The sequence below is a fragment of the Pedobacter sp. NO84 genome (assembly GCF_059703915.1).
The window spans coordinates 2,498,972-2,519,683 of the sequence record NZ_AP046575.1 but is presented as its reverse complement, the minus strand read 5'-3'; the positions used below and the strand labels follow the sequence as shown (position 1 = coordinate 2,519,683).

The following is a 20,712-nucleotide window of genomic DNA, read 5'->3' as shown; positions in this document are numbered from 1 at the left end:
AAATTATTAACACTCATTTTTTTTTCCTAAGTCCTTAAAAAGAAATAATTAGCTTTTTTGAATGTCGTTTATAACGAAATTTTTATAAGAATCCCGACATACACCAACAACATGTTAACAACTTTGTAACGCAAAAAATGCCTCAACTTCTATATTTGTTAAACAAAGTTCTTTAAGAGAATCCACTCGCAATATTATTTAAGTACTTAATATTTAGTTGTTTAAAAGCCCCTGAAATTTCAAGGTTTTTAAAGTGCTGAAACTAAATAGTATTTGTTGGGCGGCAATATTTTGAGAAGAACGGGTAGGGGTATTGACAATGGGCTTTCGGCTCAAGAAATAAATAACTCTAAAGAAATTTCTAAACGTTAAAAAAGTTGAACTTATGCAAGAAGAGTTACTATTAAAGGAAAACAAAGACCGTTTTGTTCTTTTACCGATTAAGTATCCCGCTATTTGGGAGATGTATAAGAAAAGTGAAGCGAGTTTTTGGACGGCAGAAGAAATCGACTTATCTGATGATCAGAAACATTGGGACAACTTAAATAGTGGCGAGCGACATTTCATTTCTCATATCTTAGCTTTTTTCTCTGCTAGTGATGGCATTGTGAACGAGAATTTAGCAGTTAACTTTATGAGTGAAGTACAATTGCCCGAAGCACGTTGCTTTTATGGTTTCCAAATCATGATGGAAAACATCCATGCAGAAACCTATGCCCTGCTTATTGACACCTACATCAAGGATCCAGATGAAAAAGATCGGTTATTTCATGCAATAGATACTGTTCCTGCCGTAAAAAGAAAAGCGGAATGGGCATTGAGATGGATTGACAATGGAAACTTCGCCGAACGTTTGGTAGCCTTTGCCGCAGTAGAAGGAATTTTCTTTAGTGGCAGCTTCTGCTCTATTTTTTGGTTAAAGAAACGCGGACTGATGCCGGGTTTAACCTTTAGTAATGAACTTATCTCTAGAGATGAAGGAATGCACTGCGAATTTGCATGTTTGCTTTATAAGATGCTAGAAAACAGATTGTCTGAAGAGGCTGTTCATGCAATTATCCGTGATGCAGTAGAAATTGAAAAAGAATTTGTAACCGACGCATTGCCAGTTGCATTAATTGGTATGAATGCAAAGCTAATGAGTCAGTATATCGAGTTTGTAGCCGATAGATGGATACACGAATTAGGATATACTAAAATATACAATGCTACCAATCCATTTGATTTTATGGAAATGATTTCTCTTCAGGGAAAAACAAATTTCTTTGAAAAGAGAGTGGGCGATTACCAGAAAAGTGGTGTGCTTACTTCAACAGAAGACAAAGCAGCGGCGTTTTCATTAGATGACGACTTTTAATAGAAGCGAAGCGCATAGAGCAGAGGGCAGGTCTCTAACTCTATGCCCTACGCTCCATGCTAAATAAATAAGTTTTAAACCTGGTGCCGCTATTGCAAAATATGCACCATTAATAAAGAAAAGGATGTTTGTACTAAAAAGAGATGGCCGCCAAGAAGCGGTAAAGTTTGATAAGATAACTGCTCGTATCGAGAAGTTGTGTTATGGTTTTAATGCAGAATTAGTAGACCCAATTGATGTTGCCAGAAAGGTAATCGAAGGGTTGTACGATGGAGTTACAACCTCTGAACTTGATAATCTTGCAGCAGAAACAGCCGCATCACTAACCACAAAACACCCTGATTATGCCTTGTTGGCATCGCGTATCGCGGTTTCTAACCTGCATAAGAACACATTAAAATCGTTCTCTAAAACGATGGAAATGTTATATACGTACATTGATCCTAAAACAGATAAACCTTCATCTTTGATAGCCGAAGACGTTTGGGAAGTAATTTCGGCGAATGCCGATATTTTGGATAGTACCATTATCTATGATAGGGATTTTGGATTTGATTATTTCGGTTTTAAAACACTAGAAAAATCTTATCTACTAAAGGTTAACGGTCAGATTGTAGAGAGACCACAGCATTTATTTATGCGGGTATCAGTTGGGATCCATAAATCTGATATAGAAAGCGCTATCAAAACGTATAACTTAATGAGCGAGCGTTGGTTTACACATGCAACTCCTACCTTGTTCAATGCAGCTACCCCAAAACCTCAAATGTCTTCGTGCTTCTTACTAACCATGCAGGACGATAGTATCGAAGGTATTTATGATACGTTAAAGCAAACCGCGAAAATTTCTCAAAGTGCTGGAGGTATTGGACTTAGCATCCACAATATTCGTGCTACCGGTGCCTATATTGGTGGTACAAATGGCACAAGTAATGGTATTGTACCCATGCTTAAGGTATTTAATGATACTGCCCGTTATGTAGATCAGGGTGGAGGCAAACGTAAAGGTGCTTTTGCGATCTATTTAGAACCATGGCATGCTGATATCTTTGCATTTTTGGATCTTCGCAAAAACCATGGTAAAGAAGAAATGCGTGCACGCGATTTGTTCTATGCACTTTGGATCTGCGATCTATTTATGCAACGTGTTGAAGACAATGGCGATTGGAGCTTATTTTCTCCAGATGAGGCCCCAGGCTTAGCGGATTGCCATGGTGAAGAATTTAATGCCCTATATACCAAATATGAATTAGAAGGCAGAGCTCGTAAAACCATCAAGGCGCAAGAGCTTTGGTTTGCCATTTTAGATGCCCAAATAGAAACTGGTACGCCTTATCTATTATACAAGGATGCAGCTAACAGTAAATCGAATCAACAGAATTTAGGTACAATTAAAAGTTCTAACCTTTGTACAGAAATTATCGAATATACCTCGAAAGATGAAGTTGCAGTGTGTAATTTAGCCTCGTTGGCCTTACCTAGATTTGTAATCAACGGCGAATTTGATCATCAAAAATTATATGAGGTAACGTATCAGGCTACATTAAACCTGAACAAGATTATTGATTACAACTACTATCCTGTAATTGAAGCCCAAAATTCTAACTTCCGTCACCGTCCGGTTGGATTAGGTGTACAGGGTTTAGCAGATGCATTTATTTTAATGCGCCTACCTTTCGAAAGTGATGCAGCAAAAGAACTGAACAAAGATATTTTCGAAACCATTTATTTTGCTGCAATGACCGCATCAGCGGATCTTGCCGTACAAAATGGCCCTTATCAAAGCTTTAAAGGCTCGCCTCTTTCTAAAGGCAAATTCCAGTTTGACCTTTGGAACGTTAAACCAACAAGCAATCGTTGGGACTGGGATTCGCTACGTAAGCGGGTAGTTAAAAGCGGAGTATATAATTCGTTATTGGTTGCGCCTATGCCTACAGCCTCTACTTCACAGATTTTGGGCAACAATGAATGTTTTGAACCGTATACATCAAATATTTACACCAGAAGAGTATTAAGTGGAGAATTTGTAGTGGTGAACAAACATCTATTAAAAGATCTAGTTTCGTTAGGTTTATGGAATCCAGCAATGAAAGATAGAATTATTTTAGCGAATGGTTCAATCCAGGATATTGCCGAAATTCCAGATTATATCAAAGAACTTTACAAGACCGTTTGGGAAATTAAAATGCGTAACATCATTGATATGGCTGCGGATAGAGGAGCTTACATTTGCCAATCTCAATCTTTAAACCTGTTTATCAATGCGCCAAATACGTCAAAATTAACCTCGATGCATTTCTACGCCTGGAAAAAAGGCTTGAAAACCGGTATGTACTATCTCCGTACCCAAGCCGCTTCTCAAGCCGTTAAGTTTACCGTAGAAAACCAAGGTGGCAAGGCAATCGAAGCTGTAATTCCGGATACCATTCCGCAAGATCAAGTGGCCGAAGAAATAGTTGACGGACCAGTTTGCTCAATGGAAGATGGATGTATTAGTTGCTCTGGATAGAGAGTCCGAAAAGTCCGATAGTCGGAAAGTCCGTTCCCATCAGGATCTAAAAAAGAAGTCCAGAAGTCCAAAAGACCATTTAAACTAAATACCCTTAAGTCCAATCATAAATGAACCATCCCGTTAGTGTAAAAGCTAGCGGGATTTTTATTAAATGATTACACAGATTATTAAGATTACACCGATAATGAATATTCAAAATAAAGTAAGGATTTGATGGGTGTCAATTTTTTAAGCTTTACTTTGTTATTTTTGCTAACAGGGTCCATGGACTAGATACATAGGCGTCATGTCTATCGTCTATCGTTCATCGACTATTGACCATTGAATATTGACCATCGACTAAAGCAACATGTCATTAAGTACCTATCTTACGAAACACGAAGTCATTCCATGCGAACGCTGCGGAACGGCTATCGAGTGCAAGGCAAATTCGTATACCAAATGCCAATGTAGCACCGTACAGTTAAGTATAAATGAAGTGCAACATATTAGCGAATTATTTGACGGGTGCTTATGTGCGAAGTGTTTATTTGAACTTCAACACGAGTATAGACTAACTCTTAAATAAATTGAAAAGTGAAGGATTGAATGATAGCCCATTCTCTCCTTCACTTATTCCTTACTTTACCATTTCTTCTTCTTCTTTTTCATCAGCGCGTAAACAACCAATCCTACCGCAGCAACTGTAGCTACCTTCACGGCGAAACCTTTAGGATTATGCTTCATTTCCATTTTTAATCCTCGCTCTGCGAACACATTAGGAAAATATCCTTTTCCTAGATCCTCAATCAATCCTTCAAATACATTTATCCTATCTGCAAGGATAAGTGGAATCCAATGACGGTAACGATCTTCACTATGTTTAAATGCATATCTTCGTACCATTCCGCTTAGTCCAGAAGGTGGTACAGAAGTACCGAACACCGCTGTTAGTGCTGGTCGCTCATTAGACATTAAAATTTCTACATCCTGCGGTTGCGGTAATGACCTTTCATAGTTGATCCGGTTGTGGTCATCGCCAGTATATCGCTTCATGGGATAGGTAGGCTCATTTTCTGGATCGGCATCCATGCCCCATCCAGGAATATCTCTATAATTTATATTCAAATTTTTCATCTCTTTTTAATGGTTGGCCGATGGAATCAGCACGGTTTTAATGCAATTGTCAAGTTTCGAAGAAAATAAACGATAGGCATCAGCTACTTCTTCTAATGGCACACGATGGGTAATTAATCCTTTTGGATTTAACCTGCCTGATTGTACATGGTCGATCAATTTTGGAAGTAGTCGCTTAACGGATGCCTGGTTGGCTCGTATGGTAATTCCTTTATTCACGACGTTTCCGATCGGGATGAGGTTAAATGGAGGGCCATACACACCAACTATAGAAACGATACCTCCCTTTTTTACCGAGTTGATAGCCCATTGTAAAGCAGTTCCAGCCCCGGCTTGCATCAGCATTACTCTTCCGCTGAAAGTTTGCAAGGTATTTCCCTCAGCTTCGCAGCCAACACAGTCGATACATACATCTGCGCCATACCAGTCGGTCGTTTTCTTTAAAAAGACTACTGGATCTTCCATATCCTTAAAGTTGTAAGCTTCGCAATGCGCATAGTTCTGTGCAAATTCCAATCGATAATCAATATGGTCGATAATGATTACTCTTGATGGACCAAAAAACCATGCACATCTTGCGGCCATAATACCGATCGGACCGGCACCAAAAATGACAACGGTATCTCCTTGTTTAATTCCGCCCATTTCTGCTGCCTGATAGCCCGTTGGCACCACATCTGTGAGCAAAACTGCATCATCTGGATCCATATCTGGAGGGATAACTGTTGGACCCACATCCGCATAGGGAACACGGACATATTCTGCCTGACCACCATCGTATCCACCCGCTGTGTGCGAATAGCCGAAAATCCCTCCCACAGCTGTGGCCATAGGATTAGACTCGTGACAGTTACCAAAAAGTCCCTGCTTACAAAAGTTACATTTGCCACACGCAATATTAAATGGTACCAGAACCTGATCGCCCACTTTGAGTTTTTGCACCAATGGACCGATTTCTTCCACGATCCCAACAAACTCATGTCCGAACGTTGAACCCACTCGGGTATCGGGTACCATGCCGTGATAAAGATGAAGATCAGACCCGCAGATACAGGTACGGGTAACCCGAATAATTGCATCTTCTGGATGCAGGATTTCGGGCATGGGTTTTTCTACTGCTCGGACTCTATATGGCCCGCGATAATCCATTGCTAACATATAATTAAATTTTTAGGTGTTTTGCGCAGACAGCCGCCCGCACTTTAAGCGCTTGCCATTGATACAATATGAATTAAATTTTGTTTTCCGTTTTTCTGGAATGTGGATGGATAAGTACTAAATACCCCTATTAAGAATAAGCTTTATCGAAAGACTGACTTGGTCAAAGTCCACGCAGCGAAAACAGAGAGTTTAAGCACATAAATACCTTTATTATCAATAGAGGAACAAAATGGCGATTTGGATTGACAATTGAGTGGCAGCTGTCTCGCAGAAGGCTCCCCGTTCTTGGCTCTACGCTCATCGCCCTTTGCCCTTTGCTCTTTATTCCTTACCTTTGCATTCAAATTTTTATACCTATGAGCAAAGTAAAAGTTGGCCTGGTGCAGATGAGCTGCACTAAGGATAAGCAAGAAAATTTAGATAAAGCAATTGTAAAAGTTAGGGAAGCGGCTGCTAAAGGAGCTCAAATTGTGTGTTTACAAGAGTTATTTACCTCGCTCTATTTTTGTGATGTAGAAGATTACGATAATTTCGACCTTGCGGAAGCTATCCCTGGGCCATCTTCAAATGCGCTTGCAGTTGTTGCTAAAGAGTTGAATGTGGTGATCATCGCTTCGTTATTTGAAAAACGTGCTGAAGGATTATACCATAACACTACCGCAGTGTTAGATGCTGATGGCTCTTATTTGGGTAAATATCGTAAAATGCATATCCCTGATGATCCAGCTTTTTACGAAAAATTTTATTTCACTCCGGGAGATTTAGGCTACAAGGTTTTCGAAACCAAGTTTGCCAAAATCGGCATTTTAATCTGTTGGGATCAATGGTATCCTGAAGCGTCGCGTATTACAGCTTTGATGGGCGCCGATATCATGTTTTATCCAACTGCAATTGGTTGGGCAACCGATCAGGATGAGGAAACCAATACAGATCAATATAATGCCTGGCAAACTATTCAACGCTCGCATGCAGTGGCAAATGGGGTACCGGTGGTAAGTGTTAACCGCGTTGGATTTGAGCAAGATGGCGCTATGAAATTTTGGGGCGGAAGTTTTGCTACCAATGCCCAAGGTAAACTCCTTTATTTAGCTTCCCACGATAAGGAAGAAACCGAAGTGGTAGAACTTGATTTATCCCAATCTGATTATTACCGTAAACATTGGCCTTTTTTGAGAGACAGAAGAATTGATTCTTATCAGCCCATAACGAAGAGGTATTTGGATGGTGATTAAAGATGGATCCGAGAGACAGAGAGTCCGAGAGTCCGTACATTTATCGTAATAAGGATATTTTGTAATAAAGAAGGTTAAAATATAAAGCTTGGGGTTATAAAACTCTAAATGTAAATTGTATTTGATTTAAGTTTAATCGAACTTAAATTAAAAAAAATGGCGTTCAAATTTGCAAAATTACAGGTCTGGCAAAAGGCATTAGATCTAGCTGACGAAATCGATTTATTAACTAAAACTTTTCCAAAAGAGGAGATTTATATCTTAACTTCCCAAATGAAAAGAGCAGCTGATTCTGTTTCACTAAATATAGCTGAGGGAAGGACTGGGCAGAGCAATGCAGAGTTTAAACGATTTTTAAGATATGCATTAAGGTCGGATATAGAAGTAGTAGGATGTTTGTACCTTGGGAGAAGAAGAAAGTACATAATAGAAGAAGTTTTTTACCAATTGTATAAGTTATGCGAAGAAATACTGATGATCAACGCACTTATGAAATCAATGAAATAAATGTCAAACAATAAAACTCATTCCCACAATAAACCAACGGACTCTCGGAGTCCCGGACTTTCCGACTCTATTCCGGGACTTTTGGACTTTACTTCAACTCCAAAAACTCTCGGTTACTCCTTCCCCGCCGAATGGGCCAAACATGAGGCTACTTGGTTAAGTTGGCCGCATAAGGAAGAATCTTGGCCGGGAAAAATAGAGGCTATTTACGAACCTTATTGCCGATTTATTAAGATTGTTGCCACAGGCGAAAAAGTTCGGATCAATGTGACGGATGAAGCCATGAAATTAGATGCAACTAAACATTTACAGAAGGTGGAGGCTGATTTGGATCAGATTGAGTTTTATTTTAATGAAAGTAACGATGCCTGGTGCCGGGATCATGGGCCTGCTTTTGTAGTAAAAGGGAATGAAAAAGCCGTGGTAGATTGGGGCTACAATGCCTGGGGTAATAAATATCCGCCATTTAACTTAGATGATGTAATTCCTACAAAAATAGCTAAGCATTTTAGTTTGCGCTTATTTACGCCACCTATTGTGATGGAGGGCGGGTCGGTTGAATTTAATGGCGCGGGAACTATTTTAACCAGTACAGCCTGCTTATTAAACAAGAATAGAAACCCTCATTTAAATAAATCACAGATAGAAACCTATCTTAAAGAGTTTTATGGTGCACAACAGGTATTGTGGGTGGGCGATGGGATAGTTGGAGATGATACCGACGGGCATATTGATGATATCACTCGCTTTGTAAATGAAGATACCGTGCTTACTGTAATAGAAAGTAATCCGCTCGACGAGAACTATTTACTGTTGCAAGAAAATTTGGCTGCGTTAAAAGAAATGAGATTATTTGATGGTAGGCCGTTAAACATCATTAAACTCCCAATGCCATCACCAGTTATTTATGATGATACGCGTTTGCCTGCATCGTATGCCAATTTTTACATCGCCAATGCAGCGGTAATTGTGCCCACATTTAGGGATGTAAATGATAACATAGCATTAGATATTATTCAAAATGCTTTTCCAGACCGAAGAGTAATCGGAATAGATTCTACGGATATTATTTGGGGATTGGGAAGCTTCCATTGCTTAAGCCAGCAGGAACCGTTGGCTTAAACTTACGAAGTCTTTAAGACTTCGTAAGTTTGTGTATATTCGAATATGAAATTACTAGAAGGAAAAACAGCACTAATTACAGGTGCATCAAAAGGAATAGGGCGCAAAATTGCCGAGAAATTTGCCGAGCAGGGTGCTAATGTAGCATTCACCTATCTATCATCTGTAGAAAAAGGACAGGCATTAGAACAGGAACTACAAAGTTATGGCACCCAAGTTAAGGGCTATCGTTCTGATGCCTCGAAATTTGCTGAGGCAGAACAATTGATTGCTGATGTTGTGGCAGATTTTGGAACTATCGATATCGTAGTTAACAATGCCGGAATTACTAAGGATGGATTGTTAATGAGAATGAGTGAGGAAAACTGGGATGATGTTATCAATGTAAACCTAAAGTCTATTTTCAATGTAACCAAAGCTGCTTCGAAAATAATGATGAAAGCCCGTAAAGGTGTTTTCATTAATATGAGTTCTGTTGTAGGGGTTACCGGTAACGCAGGACAAGCAAATTACGCTGCTTCAAAAGCTGGGATTATCGGATTTACCAAATCTGTGGCCAAGGAATTAGGTTCTAGAAATATTCGTGCAAATGTTGTTGCACCAGGTTTTATCCGCACAGAAATGACTGAAGTTTTAGATCCTGCTGTTGTTGCCGGATGGGAAAAGGATATTCCATTAAAACGTGCTGGTGAAACCGAAGATATTGCTAACGTGTGTGTTTTCTTGGCCTCTGACATGAGCGCTTACGTAACCGGACAAACCCTCTCTGTTTGCGGAGGAATGCTTTAAGAGAGGAAGATGGAAAATGTAAGATGGAATTGTAAGATGGTACATTAAGATAAATCTTAACAATCGGTGAAAAAACTACTGGTATAACTAGAGTTGTGACGTTTCTTCTGTATTGCTAATCGAAGCTCCTTTCTTACTTTAAACGTTAAGGCATTAAGAGAATTAAAGTTGTCTTAATGACCATTAATTTCTTAATGGTATAATTGGAATAGCTAAATAAAGCTTCTAACAAAAATTTCTCGCTTATCGCCTAGCTAAACGCCCTTGATTTCAGTTTTTTATTGACTCATCAACAAACAAATTACGTTGGTTTTTTTAGAAAATTAGCATCTTTACGCTAAGCTTATGGGTAATTTTTTTACAGCTGCTTCTATCTTCACTTTTCTAGCATGTGTATTGTTAGGTTTCCTATATGCGTGGTTTTTGTATGGAAAAAATGTCGGCTTAAACAAAAATCTAAAATACGCTTTGGCTGCGCTACGCATGTTGGTGGTAACCGCAATTACCTGGCTTCTTTTTGCTCCTTTGGTTAAGCAGATTTCTTACCTGCCCGAAAAGCCCATTATCGTAGTGGCGCAGGATAACTCAATTTCTGTTGCACAGGTAGAGCCAGCTGGATTTAATCGAAATAAATACCAACAAGACCTGAAAAAACTAGTGGATCAGCTTTCGTTAAAGTATGAGGTTAAAACTTACAGCTTTAGCGATAGTGTTAAATCTGGACTTGATTTTTCTGGTAGAGGGAAATTAAGTAATGCTTCGGCCCTTATTGATCGTTTAAACGATGAGTTGCTTAACAAAAATGTGGGAGCGGTAATTGTTGCCAGCGACGGGATTTTTAATCGCGGTGGCAACCCTCTTTACGAAATGAATAAAATTAAAGCACCTTTTTATACCATCGCCCTTGGCGATACGATTCCGAAAAGAGATTTGCTCGTCGCCAATGTTAACTACAACAACCTAGTTTACCTTGATGATGACTTTACTTTGGATATTCAAGTACAGGCTTACGAAAGTAAAGGAGAAAGTACCCTTATTTCGGTTTTCGAAAACGGAAATAAAATTAAGGAACAACTGATCGCCATTAATGCCGGAAGTTTTGTTAAAGATATTCCAGTAAAGCTGAAGGCCAATAAAGTTGGAGTACAGCAATATACGGTAAGGCTATCATCCCTGAAAAATGAGATTACCTTAAAAAATAATTCCCAGACCATCTTTGTTGAAGTAATCGATGCCCGACAACAAATTTTGCTAGCTGCAGCGGCTCCCCATCCTGATTTGGCAACAATTAAACAAGCCATTGAGCACAACAAGCATTATGAAGTTACATTGGCACTGGCTGATGATCTGAATACGGTGGATATGAGCAAGTATAGTTTGGCTATCCTATATCAACTGCCAAATACTAACAATCCGGCTGGAGGATTTCTAGCTAAATTAGCAAACACTAAAATCTCTTTATGGTACGTTATAGGCGCCCAAAGTAACATCGGGGCTTTGAATCAGACACAAAATTTAATAAACTATAGTCGATCTACTAGTTCTCTACAAGAGATATTCCCTTATCCGGACCCTAATTTCACTTTGTTCAATTTGGATGCCATCGCCTTAAAACAGCTGAATAACTACGATCCATTGCAAGTTCCTTTCTCTAATTTGAACATTAAGGGAAGTTATACTTCGGCCTTAAATCAACGCATTGGAAAGATTAATACACAAAGTCCGTTGTTGTTTTTTATAGATGATAATGGGAAAAAAGTTGGATTTTTAATAGGAGAGGGGATATGGAAGTGGAAGTTAGAAGAAGCGAAAGATGAGCAAAACTTTCCCCTAGTGGATGAATTGATTACAAAATCCGTTCAATACCTCACCGTAAAAGACGATAAAAGAAAATTTAGGGCATTTAGTAGTAAAAGTACCTATGAGGAAAATGAAAATATCGTAATTAATGCGGTGCTCTACAACGACGCCTATGAAGCGGTAACTACACCTGATGTTAAAGTTCAATTAAAGAATGCAGATGGAAAAATATTTAACTATACCTTTTCGAAATTTGGCGCGGCCTACCGTTTAGACGCAGGGACTTTGCCTCAGGGCAATTATACATTTGTAGCAAGCACTAATTTGGGCGATAAAAATTACACTTCTTCAGGGGCATTCTATGTTAATGCACTCATTGCCGAATATCAACAGACTACGGCAAACCATCAATTGTTATATGCCATGGCACAGCAGAGCAATGGTAAACTAGTTATGCCATCTAACTTATTATCCATAGCCGATGAGATTGAAAAAAGCGGCCTGGCAAAAACTATTAATTATGAAGATCGAAAATATGAAGAAATCATTAATTTAAAATGGTTGTTTGCATTGATTGTCGTACTGCTTAGTACCGAATGGTTTTTAAGGAAACGTAACGGAGAAATATAATGGAGCCAATTACTACCACCTATGTAATCGAAATCTTGGGAACTATATCGTTTGCCATTTCAGGGTCGTTTGCGGCGATGCAACGAAGGTTAGATCCTTTTGGGGTACTTATTATTGCGTTTGTAACTTCTATCGGTGGCGGTACCGTTAGAGATTTGCTTTTAGGTGATACTCCCGTAGCTTGGATGCGTGATGTAAATTATTGCTTGTTAATCTTGATAACATCATTGCTTACTATATTTTTTAAAACCCAGATCAAACGCTTTAAGATTACCTTATTTTTATTTGATTCTCTTGGCTTGGGGCTATTCACCTTAGTTGGAGTGCAGAAAGGGATTGTGTTTGGATTAAGCCCGGGAATGTGCGTTGCCCTTGGTACCATTACGGGATGCTTTGGAGGTGTAATAAGAGATACGCTCTTAAATACCATTCCATTGATCTTTAGAAAAGAAATTTATGCAACCGCATGCATCTTGGGAGGAGTGTTATACTTTACCTTACTCTATTTTAACTTAAAGGCTGATGTGGCTAAAATAATTGTGATTGCATTTATAGTTGCACTACGCATCTTAGTGGTACGCTATAAACTGGCATTGCCGAAGTTTGGGTATTGAGGGCAAGGGGCAAGGCGCAACCACCAGATAAATCATCTTCGAACCTGGTCTTCCTTAATCTGTTTCAAAGTGGATGCCTTTGGCAGGGCTAACTAATAGGCATGAAGCCTATATGCACAGATGGCATATCTGCCTGCCGGTAGGAAGGGATAATACAGGTAATATTTCAGTATGCTCAACGCTCTCTGCCCTATGCTCTCCGCTCAAGAGCCATACAGGTAAGCTTCCAATCTGCCGTTTAGGTAGGCCTCATTTAGTTGCACTAGATCCTTTGACCAGTTTTTTTTGTCTTCTTGTTGGTTTAAGTACGGAAGTAAGATCGACATGGTTCCTAATATGAGCGATTTTTGATCTGTAATCGTCGGGTTTTCCAGTGTATACTTCGTTAAGCCGGCCATATACATCAGCAAAAGATCAGAATCAGTATTGAAAAAATTGGTTTCTTTTTCTTCTAAGTAAAAAGTGTAATCAGGTGTCCCATTCATCCAGCTCAGTAAAAACTGACCAGCTTCGGTTCGCGACTTGTCCCTTTTGTTTAAGGGAGTTTCAAATAAATAGGCAATCACCTTTAAAGTGAGTTGCTCTGTTGATCTAAAATGCGATTTTTTATTTAGCTTAACATGCTTCAGATTAGGCAGGTCTTGAGCATAAGAATAGGTAATACAAGCAAAAAACAACAAGAAAAATAGCGCTATTTTTTTCATTCTAACTTGTTTATTTGTTTGATAGGATGTTTATGTTAATAGTAATTATATCTAAATACGGCCTTATTCGGTTTTAGTACAACCTTAAGGGCAGTTATTTTCTTAACGTCTAATATAAGGGATTTGTGTTAAAATCTTCCCGAAAATAGCGCTAAACAGTGGCTATTTATTTTGGCTATCACTTTTTACAATTACAAAAACATCTTCATTATCCTTTTTCATGAAATATTTTTCGCGCGCAAATTTCTCTGCCGTAGTTAAATTGCTGTCTAATTCGGTAAGATCCTTCTTAACCATTGCGGTCTCCTTCACATAAAAATCTTTTTCCTGCTGCAATTTGTTTACTTCAGCTTTGTACTCATATTGAGCCAGCATATCGTTTTTGTCGAAAAACAACATCCATACCACAAAAGCTACGATCGCTAAGAAGTATTTATTACGTAAAAGTTCTAAAATACGTTTCATAAATTATGAAATGGGACCAATTCAAAAGCCTTAACAAATATATAATTAAAAAAAACATCCGAAGGTTATAAATCCTCGGATGTTTTGCACTTATTAACATCAGCTTTGCTTATAGCTTGCGCCAAATCAAAGAAAGCTATTTTGCATATTTAAAATCCTTGCCAATAAAACGGGCAGCGGATCCCAATTCCTCTTCTATTCGTAATAATTGATTGTATTTCGCAATCCTATCCGACCGTGAAGCTGAACCTGTTTTAATCTGACCGCAATTTAATGCCACAGCTAAATCTGCGATGGTAGTATCTTCTGTTTCTCCACTACGATGGCTCATTACCGAAGTGTAGCCACTGTTTTGAGCCAAACTAACTGCATTTATCGTTTCTGTTAAAGAACCAATCTGGTTAACTTTTACCAATATAGAGTTAGCGGTTTGGGTATCGATACCGGTTTGCAGGCGTTTTACATTGGTTACAAACAAATCATCACCTACTAATTGTACACGATCTCCGATTTTCTCTGTTAGCAATTTCCATCCGTCCCAATCGTTTTCATCCATGCCATCTTCTATAGAAATGATGGGATATTTGGTAGATAGTTCAGCTAGATATTCAACTTGTTGGGCGCTGGTACGAATGGCACCTTTATCGCCTTCAAATTTTGTGTAATCGTATTTTCCGTCTTTATAGAATTCTGAGGCAGCACAATCGAGTGCTAAAAAGATATCTACACCAGGTTTGTAGCCTGCTTTTTCAATTGCCTTTAGCACCGTTTCTACCGCATCTTCAGTGCTATCAAAAGTAGGCGCAAATCCACCTTCATCGCCCACGGCAGTAGATAATCCGCGATCGTGCAAAATTGCTTTTAAATTATGGAATACTTCTGTTCCCCAACGTAACGCTTCAGAAAATGAAGGTGCACCAGCGGGCATGATCATGAACTCCTGAAAAGCAATTGGAGCATCAGAGTGAGACCCTCCATTGATGATATTCATCATGGGGATGGGTAAGGTATTTGCATTTACACCACCTATATAGCGGTACAATGGTTGTCTGCTTTCTGCAGCTGCCGCTTTTGCCACAGCTAAGGAAACACCTAAAATCGCATTCGCACCTAAATTGCCTTTGTTTTCTGTACCATCCAATTCGATCATTAATTTGTCGATCAGATTTTGTTCAAATACATCAACACCCTGCAAAGCATTCGCAATTTTAGTATTTACATTTTCAACGGCCTTTAAAACACCTTTGCCCATATAGGTCTTTTTATCACCATCACGTAATTCAACAGCTTCATGCTGACCAGTACTTGCACCAGAAGGAACCGCAGCGCGCCCAAGTTGGCCATTTTCTGTAACTACTTCAACCTCTATTGTTGGATTGCCCCTAGAATCAAGGATCTGCCTTGCATGAACATCAATTATTAAACTCATTTTATTTTGGATTTGATTAAAAAATACCCTTAGTGTAAAAAGTACAATTAGTTAGGGTGTATCCAAAGTTAAAATAAATTTTAAACTATCGGTAAGCTGGAGCGAAAAAATGTTTAAGGCATGAAGCGTGGGGCATAGAGCTGTAACCCTATGCCCTATGCTCTTTGCGCTATACTTTCTTCTCGAGGGCCTCCATTAACCATATCAGTTCATTTATAAAAGAAGTGGCTCTTTTGTTGGTTAGGGTTGGATCGCTGGGCTGGCCTTTTTCATCAAAGGTTTTATCTACGGTTGCTATAGGGAATTGAGCGGGGACGGTAAGGGCGCCAATTTTCCACAAAGTAAATTGAAGGGAAGTAATTACTTGCGAACCGGCAAAAGCACCTTCAGAAACCGTGCAAATTGCGATGGGTTTCCGCTTCCACTCGGCATAAAGCAGATCAATTACGTTTTTTAAACTAGCGGGATAACCACCATTGTATTCAGGGGTTACGATAATAATTCCATCAGCAGCTTTAACCTGTTCAGCAAAGGCTAGAATTTCTGGAGTAGGATTGGGCATTAACCTTAAACGCTCCTCAAAAATTGGGAAGTTTAAAGTTGCGAGGTCAATTATTTCAGGATCAGCAATTTTATTTTCTGTCAAGTAGTTTTTGAGGTAAAGTGCTACACGATGACTTTTTCTTCCCAGCCTTACACTTGCAGAGATGATGGAGATGTTTTTCATAAAAGCGAATATAAGCATTTAGCATGGAGCATGGAGCATGGTGTTTGAACCCGCTCCCTGCTCCATGCCCTACGTTACTCCCACTTAAACGTTTTCACTGCAACGGCATAAATTGCAATTCCCCAAATCAACATAACTAGCATCTGATGCCCAACATCCCATAAACCTGCACCTTCGAATGCTACTTTTCGCATGGCATCATTGAGATGTGTTAAGGGGAGGGCTCTACTAATGGGTTGAAGCCAAGTTGGAAACGCATCGATAGAAAAGAAGGTTCCGGAAAGTAAAAACTGTGGAAGGGTAATGATATTTGAAATAGGGGGAATGGTGCTTTCATTTTTTGCCAGACCCGAGACTACGAAGCCAAATCCCATAAAAACGATCACTCCAAAAAATGCCAATATAAGCATGTTAATTACAGTTAATGCCCCATTGATTAATGTAAATTTGAAGAAAAGGTGTCCTATTATGATGATAATCAACGCGCCAATAAGCGCAAAGCCAATCCGTGCCATAGCCTCGCCCAAAACAATGCTTGAGCGCTTAACTGGGGTTGCGAAAAACCGCTTGATTACCAGATTTTGTCTCAAACTAAAAAATACGAAGGCTGTACCAAACACTCCAGTGCTCAATAATGAGAAGCCTAGCTGCCCTGGTAAGAGAAAATCAATATACCGATAGGCCCGTCCGGTTATCGTGGTTGCTCTAATCTCAGTTACAGTAGGTTGAATATTGGCTGTATTTAATTTATAAGAAACTTCATTTAAGAGGGATTTAAGGATATTTCCTTTATCCAGCGATGCTGAAGTATATTTCACATTGGTAATGTAAGCAGGTAGGCCTGAGGGATTTTTTTCTACGCTGATCACAGCATCATAATCTCCTTTTTCTAATTTTTTATCGATATTTTCCTGAGTATCGTTTTTGGTTAACTGAATGATGGAAATCTTTTCCATGGCAGCTACCATTGGGTTATGAACATCAGAATTAGGTGCCAGGGCCACATCTACTTTTGTCCCTCCTCCGCCTAAAAAGCCGAAAACCAAAATAAAGATCAAGGGAAAGGCCAAGGTAAACACAACAGCCGATGGACTCCGCATAATGGAGCGGAAACTGGCTTTTGCTAAGGCTAAAGTGGCTTTGGTGTTGCTGTAAGATTGTTGCATTTTGGTTCGTTTGATTACGTTAAAACTGGTTAACTGTTTATCCCGATAGCTATCGGGAGGTTAACTGACTATTGAAAACTGATAACTGAAAACTGGCTAGTCTTCTCGCCATTCTTTACCGGTTAAATTGATAAATACGTCCTCTAAGTTGGCTTTTTTAACTTCTTTTTTACGTTCGAAGCCACTTGCAATAAGGTTGTCGATTAATTTATCAGGTGTATCTAATGCGATAATCTGTCCTTTTTCTACAAAAGCAACCCGATCACATAATTGCTCTGCCTCGTCCATATAATGAGTTGTAATTACAACCGTTGCACCATTATTTCTGATTTCGGTAATCAGGTCCCACAGATTTCTCCTTGCCTGAGGATCAAGTCCTGTGGTAGGTTCATCTAAAAAGACAATTTTTGGCGAATTGATCAGCGTAGTTGCTATAGAAAATCGTTGTTTTTGTCCGCCAGACAGGGCTTTATATTTTGCTTTAGCTTTGTCCTGGAGGTTTACCTTCTCGAGCATTTGCATCGGATTTACCTTAACCCCATATAAACCACCAAATAATTCGAGCAGTTCTATCAAATTCAGATTGGGATAATATCCTGCAGCCTGTAATTGTACACCGATTATACTTTTGATGGCATTGGGATCTTTATCAACCGAGAAACCGTCTACGATCACTTCACCACTTGTTTTCTGACGCAATGTTTCAATGATTTCTAAGGTAGTGGTTTTACCTGCGCCGTTGGGGCCAAGTAGTCCAAATATTTCGTTTTCGTACACCTCAAAGCTTAATCCTTGGACAGCTTGAAATTCGTCATAATTTTTTACCAGGTTTTTTACACTGATAATGGCATTCTTATTTTCCATAAGGATAAATGTAAGAAGGTTTAGATGAATTGAAAATGAATTTCGACCGAATGGCAGTAAAATGTCGACAAAATGATGTAAAACTAGGATGAAGTACGTACTAAGATTAATAAGATGATAGGATTTCAGGATGATATCGTTTACTAACGAGAGGTTGACCAGGGATTACAATACTGGGAACTTACTATATAAATAGTGCTAAATCCTAAAATCCTATAATCCTGAAATCCTAGTCTACCAAACCAGGTCGCCCTTAATTAGATTCACAAAATCATCAAAAAGGTAACGAGAATCATGGGGACCTGGAGATGATTCTGGATGATATTGAACCGAAAATGCTTTTTTACCTTTAACACGAATGCCTTCTATTGAATTATCGTTCAAGTTAACGTGGGTAATTTCCACTTTATCCGAATTTCTAACTTCCTCAGGGATTACGCCAAAACCATGGTTCTGTGAGGTTACTTCACAATGATCTTTAATGATGTTTTTAACAGGGTGATTTAAACCACGGTGACCGTTAAACATTTTCATCGTACCAATCCCATTTGCTTCGGCCAATAGCTGGTGACCAAGGCAGATGCCGAAAAGGGGCTTGTCTGCATCAAGAATAGATTTAACCGTATCGATTGCATAATCCATGGCAGCCGGATCGCCAGGGCCATTAGATATAAAATAACCATTTGCGCCCCACTCGTCCATTTCTTTAAAAGTAGTTTTTGCAGGATAAACCTTTACGTAGATATCTCGGTTATCGAAATTTCGTAAAATATTTTTCTTAATTCCTAAATCTAGCGCTGCTATCTTGAAATTAGCATCTGGATTGCCATAATAATAAGCATCGGTAGTTGATACTTTAGAAGAAAGCTCTAAACCATCCATATCGGGTACCGACTGTAATCTTTTCTTAAGTTCTTGTAAATCGGTTATTTCAGAAGAAATAATGGCATTCATCGCCCCTTTATTACGAATGTGGCGTACGAGGGCTCGGGTATCTACTTCCGAAATTCCTACTATATTCTCATTTTGGAAATTATCTTGAATAGATTCTGAGGCTTCTTTTCTGCTATATAGAATATTGTAATTTTTACAGACCAAGCCCGCAATTTTTATCGATCCCGATTCAATTTCTTCTTTATGCATCCCATAATTACCAATGTGTGCATTAGTAGTTACCATAATCTGACCAAAGTAAGAAGGATCGGTAAACACCTCCTGATAGCCTGTCATCCCTGTGTTAAAGCAAATTTCGCCTGTCGTGGTGCCAATTTTTCCGGCCGCTTTTCCGTAAAATACAGTGCCATCAGCTAATAACAAAATTGCAGGTAACTTGGTGTAATTAGTCATACGTATTACAATAAAAAGATAAAAAATCCCTTTTTGATAAAAGGCTTGAATTAAAGAAGAAGGAAAGGAATTGTTTAATCCCAAAGGGAAGACTTTGGAACGTTACACAGTTTTTAAGGAATGATAAAAATAGCTGATTGAACTCACTCATTTCAGGATACAAAGATACGGAATTTGAGGGATTTCTCAAGAAAAAAGTGAATTTCTTGCGCTGGGCCTCTGGCGGTAGGCGATAAGCGTTATACAACCATAACGGGAGACGCTCAAGGCAATACATTCTTCATTCTCAATTCTAAACCCTAATTTTGCAATATAAACTAATCCAATGTCTGTAAACAAGGAAATAAAACGAGTTACCACGCACATTTTACAGGAGATGAAGCAACGCGGAGAAAAGATAGCGATGCTTACCGCTTATGATTATTCTATGGCCACCATCTTAGACGATGCAGGTTTGGATGTTTTACTGGTAGGAGATTCGGCCTCGAATGTTATGGCCGGGCATGAAACTACCTTGCCCATTACGCTTGATCAGATGATTTATCATGCACAGGGGGTGGTAAGAGGAGCCAATAGAGCGTTTGTGGTAGTAGATTTGCCTTTCGGTTCTTACCAGGGAAATTCTAAAGAGGCCTTAAATTCGGCAATAAGGATAATGAAAGAATCAGGGGCGCACGGTGTGAAGTTAGAAGGCGGTTCGGAAGTTGCTGAATCGATTCAGCGCATTATTACTGCCGGTATTCCTGTAATGGGGCATTTAGGACTAACGCCTCAATCTATCTATAAATTTGGTACCTATACCGTTAGGGCCAAAGATGAAGAGGAGGCGAACAAGTTAAAATCAGATATCCTAGCGCTCCAAGATGCCGGATGTTTTGCGGTAGTTTTAGAGAAAATCCCGGCAAAATTAGCCAATGAAGTTACCAAAAGCGTACATATTCCAACAATTGGTATTGGTGCTGGGCAAGACTGCGATGGCCAGGTTTTAGTAGTAAATGATATGATCGGATTAACGAAAGGGTTTAAACCCCGGTTTTTGCGCCAATACATAAATTTATACGACGGAATTTTAGGCGCTGCAAAATCATATATCAACGATGTAAAAGCGAAAGAATTTCCAAACGAGAAAGAACAATACTAAGAATAGTGTTTTGTGTTAAGCGTTTTTAT

The 20,712-nt window shown here is 39.1% G+C and carries 19 protein-coding genes; 10 read left to right on the top strand and 9 right to left on the bottom strand.

Annotated features, from left to right (window positions below; genetic code table 11):
* Positions 1 to 385: 385 nt before the first annotated feature.
* The 3 genes from AC6H0V_RS10970 to AC6H0V_RS10960 all read left to right on the top strand — a co-directional run bounded on the left by AC6H0V_RS10970 (position 386) and on the right by AC6H0V_RS10960 (position 4,437).
* Positions 386 to 1,357, top strand: a complete 972-nt coding sequence (locus AC6H0V_RS10970) for a ribonucleoside-diphosphate reductase small subunit (protein ID WP_497560227.1) — start codon at positions 386 to 388, stop codon at positions 1,355 to 1,357.
* Positions 1,358 to 1,481: 124 nt separating this feature from the next.
* The gene (locus AC6H0V_RS10965) at positions 1,482 to 3,866 is read left to right on the top strand and encodes a ribonucleoside-diphosphate reductase subunit alpha (protein ID WP_497560226.1); all 2,385 of its coding nucleotides are present in this window, start codon (positions 1,482 to 1,484) and stop codon (positions 3,864 to 3,866) included.
* 352 nt (positions 3,867 to 4,218) lie between these two features.
* Positions 4,219 to 4,437, top strand: coding sequence for a cysteine-rich CWC family protein (locus AC6H0V_RS10960; RefSeq protein ID WP_497560225.1), 219 nt, complete (start codon positions 4,219 to 4,221; stop codon positions 4,435 to 4,437).
* A gap of 56 nt (positions 4,438 to 4,493) precedes the next feature.
* On the opposite strand, the gene AC6H0V_RS10955 is transcribed toward AC6H0V_RS10960, so the two are convergent.
* The gene (locus tag AC6H0V_RS10955; RefSeq protein ID WP_497560224.1) at positions 4,494 to 4,985 is read right to left on the bottom strand and encodes a hypothetical protein; all 492 of its coding nucleotides are present in this window, start codon (positions 4,983 to 4,985) and stop codon (positions 4,494 to 4,496) included.
* 6 nt (positions 4,986 to 4,991) lie between these two features.
* Entirely contained in the window at positions 4,992 to 6,089 is a 1,098-nt protein-coding gene (locus AC6H0V_RS10950; protein WP_497560223.1) for a zinc-dependent alcohol dehydrogenase, read from the bottom strand.
* A 413-nt stretch (positions 6,090 to 6,502) separates the two neighbouring features.
* On the opposite strand from AC6H0V_RS10950, the gene AC6H0V_RS10945 reads away from it, so the two are divergent.
* The 6 genes from AC6H0V_RS10945 (at position 6,503) to AC6H0V_RS10920 (ending at position 12,840) form a co-directional block, all read left to right on the top strand.
* Positions 6,503 to 7,378: a carbon-nitrogen hydrolase gene (locus AC6H0V_RS10945; protein WP_497560222.1), complete on the top strand. Its 876-nt coding sequence runs from the start codon at positions 6,503 to 6,505 to the stop codon at positions 7,376 to 7,378.
* Positions 7,379 to 7,534: 156 nt separating this feature from the next.
* Positions 7,535 to 7,885: a four helix bundle protein gene (locus AC6H0V_RS10940; protein WP_497560221.1), complete on the top strand. Its 351-nt coding sequence runs from the start codon at positions 7,535 to 7,537 to the stop codon at positions 7,883 to 7,885.
* A complete protein-coding gene (locus tag AC6H0V_RS10935; RefSeq protein WP_497560220.1) occupies positions 7,886 to 9,007 on the top strand; it encodes an agmatine deiminase family protein in 1,122 nt (373 codons plus the stop codon).
* A 45-nt stretch (positions 9,008 to 9,052) separates the two neighbouring features.
* A complete protein-coding gene (fabG, locus tag AC6H0V_RS10930) occupies positions 9,053 to 9,796 on the top strand; it encodes a 3-oxoacyl-[acyl-carrier-protein] reductase (RefSeq protein ID WP_497560219.1) in 744 nt (247 codons plus the stop codon).
* Between the two features lie 345 nt (positions 9,797 to 10,141).
* Positions 10,142 to 12,226 (top strand): hypothetical protein, encoded by a 2,085-nt coding sequence (locus AC6H0V_RS10925; RefSeq protein ID WP_497560218.1) that lies wholly within the window; start codon positions 10,142 to 10,144, stop codon positions 12,224 to 12,226.
* Entirely contained in the window at positions 12,226 to 12,840 is a 615-nt protein-coding gene (locus AC6H0V_RS10920; protein ID WP_497560217.1) for a trimeric intracellular cation channel family protein, read from the top strand. Before AC6H0V_RS10925 ends, AC6H0V_RS10920 begins: the two co-directional genes overlap by 1 nt.
* A 203-nt stretch (positions 12,841 to 13,043) precedes the next feature.
* Here the strand turns inward: AC6H0V_RS10920 and AC6H0V_RS10915 are convergent, their stop codons facing one another.
* The 7 genes from AC6H0V_RS10915 to carA all read right to left on the bottom strand — a co-directional run bounded on the left by AC6H0V_RS10915 (position 13,044) and on the right by carA (position 19,542).
* Positions 13,044 to 13,544, bottom strand: coding sequence for a hypothetical protein (locus tag AC6H0V_RS10915; protein ID WP_497560216.1), 501 nt, complete (start codon positions 13,542 to 13,544; stop codon positions 13,044 to 13,046).
* Positions 13,545 to 13,706: 162 nt separating this feature from the next.
* Positions 13,707 to 14,009 (bottom strand): FtsB family cell division protein, encoded by a 303-nt coding sequence (locus tag AC6H0V_RS10910; protein WP_497560215.1) that lies wholly within the window; start codon positions 14,007 to 14,009, stop codon positions 13,707 to 13,709.
* A 136-nt stretch (positions 14,010 to 14,145) separates the two neighbouring features.
* Complete coding sequence (gene eno, locus AC6H0V_RS10905; protein ID WP_497560214.1) at positions 14,146 to 15,438, bottom strand: phosphopyruvate hydratase; 1,293 nt, start codon at positions 15,436 to 15,438, stop codon at positions 14,146 to 14,148.
* 169 nt (positions 15,439 to 15,607) lie between these two features.
* Positions 15,608 to 16,165 (bottom strand): NADPH-dependent FMN reductase, encoded by a 558-nt coding sequence (locus tag AC6H0V_RS10900; RefSeq protein WP_497560213.1) that lies wholly within the window; start codon positions 16,163 to 16,165, stop codon positions 15,608 to 15,610.
* A 74-nt stretch (positions 16,166 to 16,239) separates the two neighbouring features.
* Positions 16,240 to 17,331, bottom strand: coding sequence for an ABC transporter permease (locus AC6H0V_RS10895; RefSeq protein WP_497560212.1), 1,092 nt, complete (start codon positions 17,329 to 17,331; stop codon positions 16,240 to 16,242).
* 96 nt (positions 17,332 to 17,427) lie between these two features.
* A complete protein-coding gene (locus tag AC6H0V_RS10890) occupies positions 17,428 to 18,195 on the bottom strand; it encodes an ABC transporter ATP-binding protein (RefSeq protein WP_497560211.1) in 768 nt (255 codons plus the stop codon).
* A 234-nt stretch (positions 18,196 to 18,429) separates the two neighbouring features.
* The gene (gene carA / locus AC6H0V_RS10885; protein ID WP_497560210.1) at positions 18,430 to 19,542 is read right to left on the bottom strand and encodes a glutamine-hydrolyzing carbamoyl-phosphate synthase small subunit; all 1,113 of its coding nucleotides are present in this window, start codon (positions 19,540 to 19,542) and stop codon (positions 18,430 to 18,432) included.
* A 325-nt stretch (positions 19,543 to 19,867) separates the two neighbouring features.
* Between carA and panB the strand changes: the two genes are divergently transcribed.
* Positions 19,868 to 20,683 (top strand): 3-methyl-2-oxobutanoate hydroxymethyltransferase, encoded by an 816-nt coding sequence (panB, locus tag AC6H0V_RS10880; protein ID WP_497560209.1) that lies wholly within the window; start codon positions 19,868 to 19,870, stop codon positions 20,681 to 20,683.
* Positions 20,684 to 20,712: the final 29 nt, after the last annotated feature.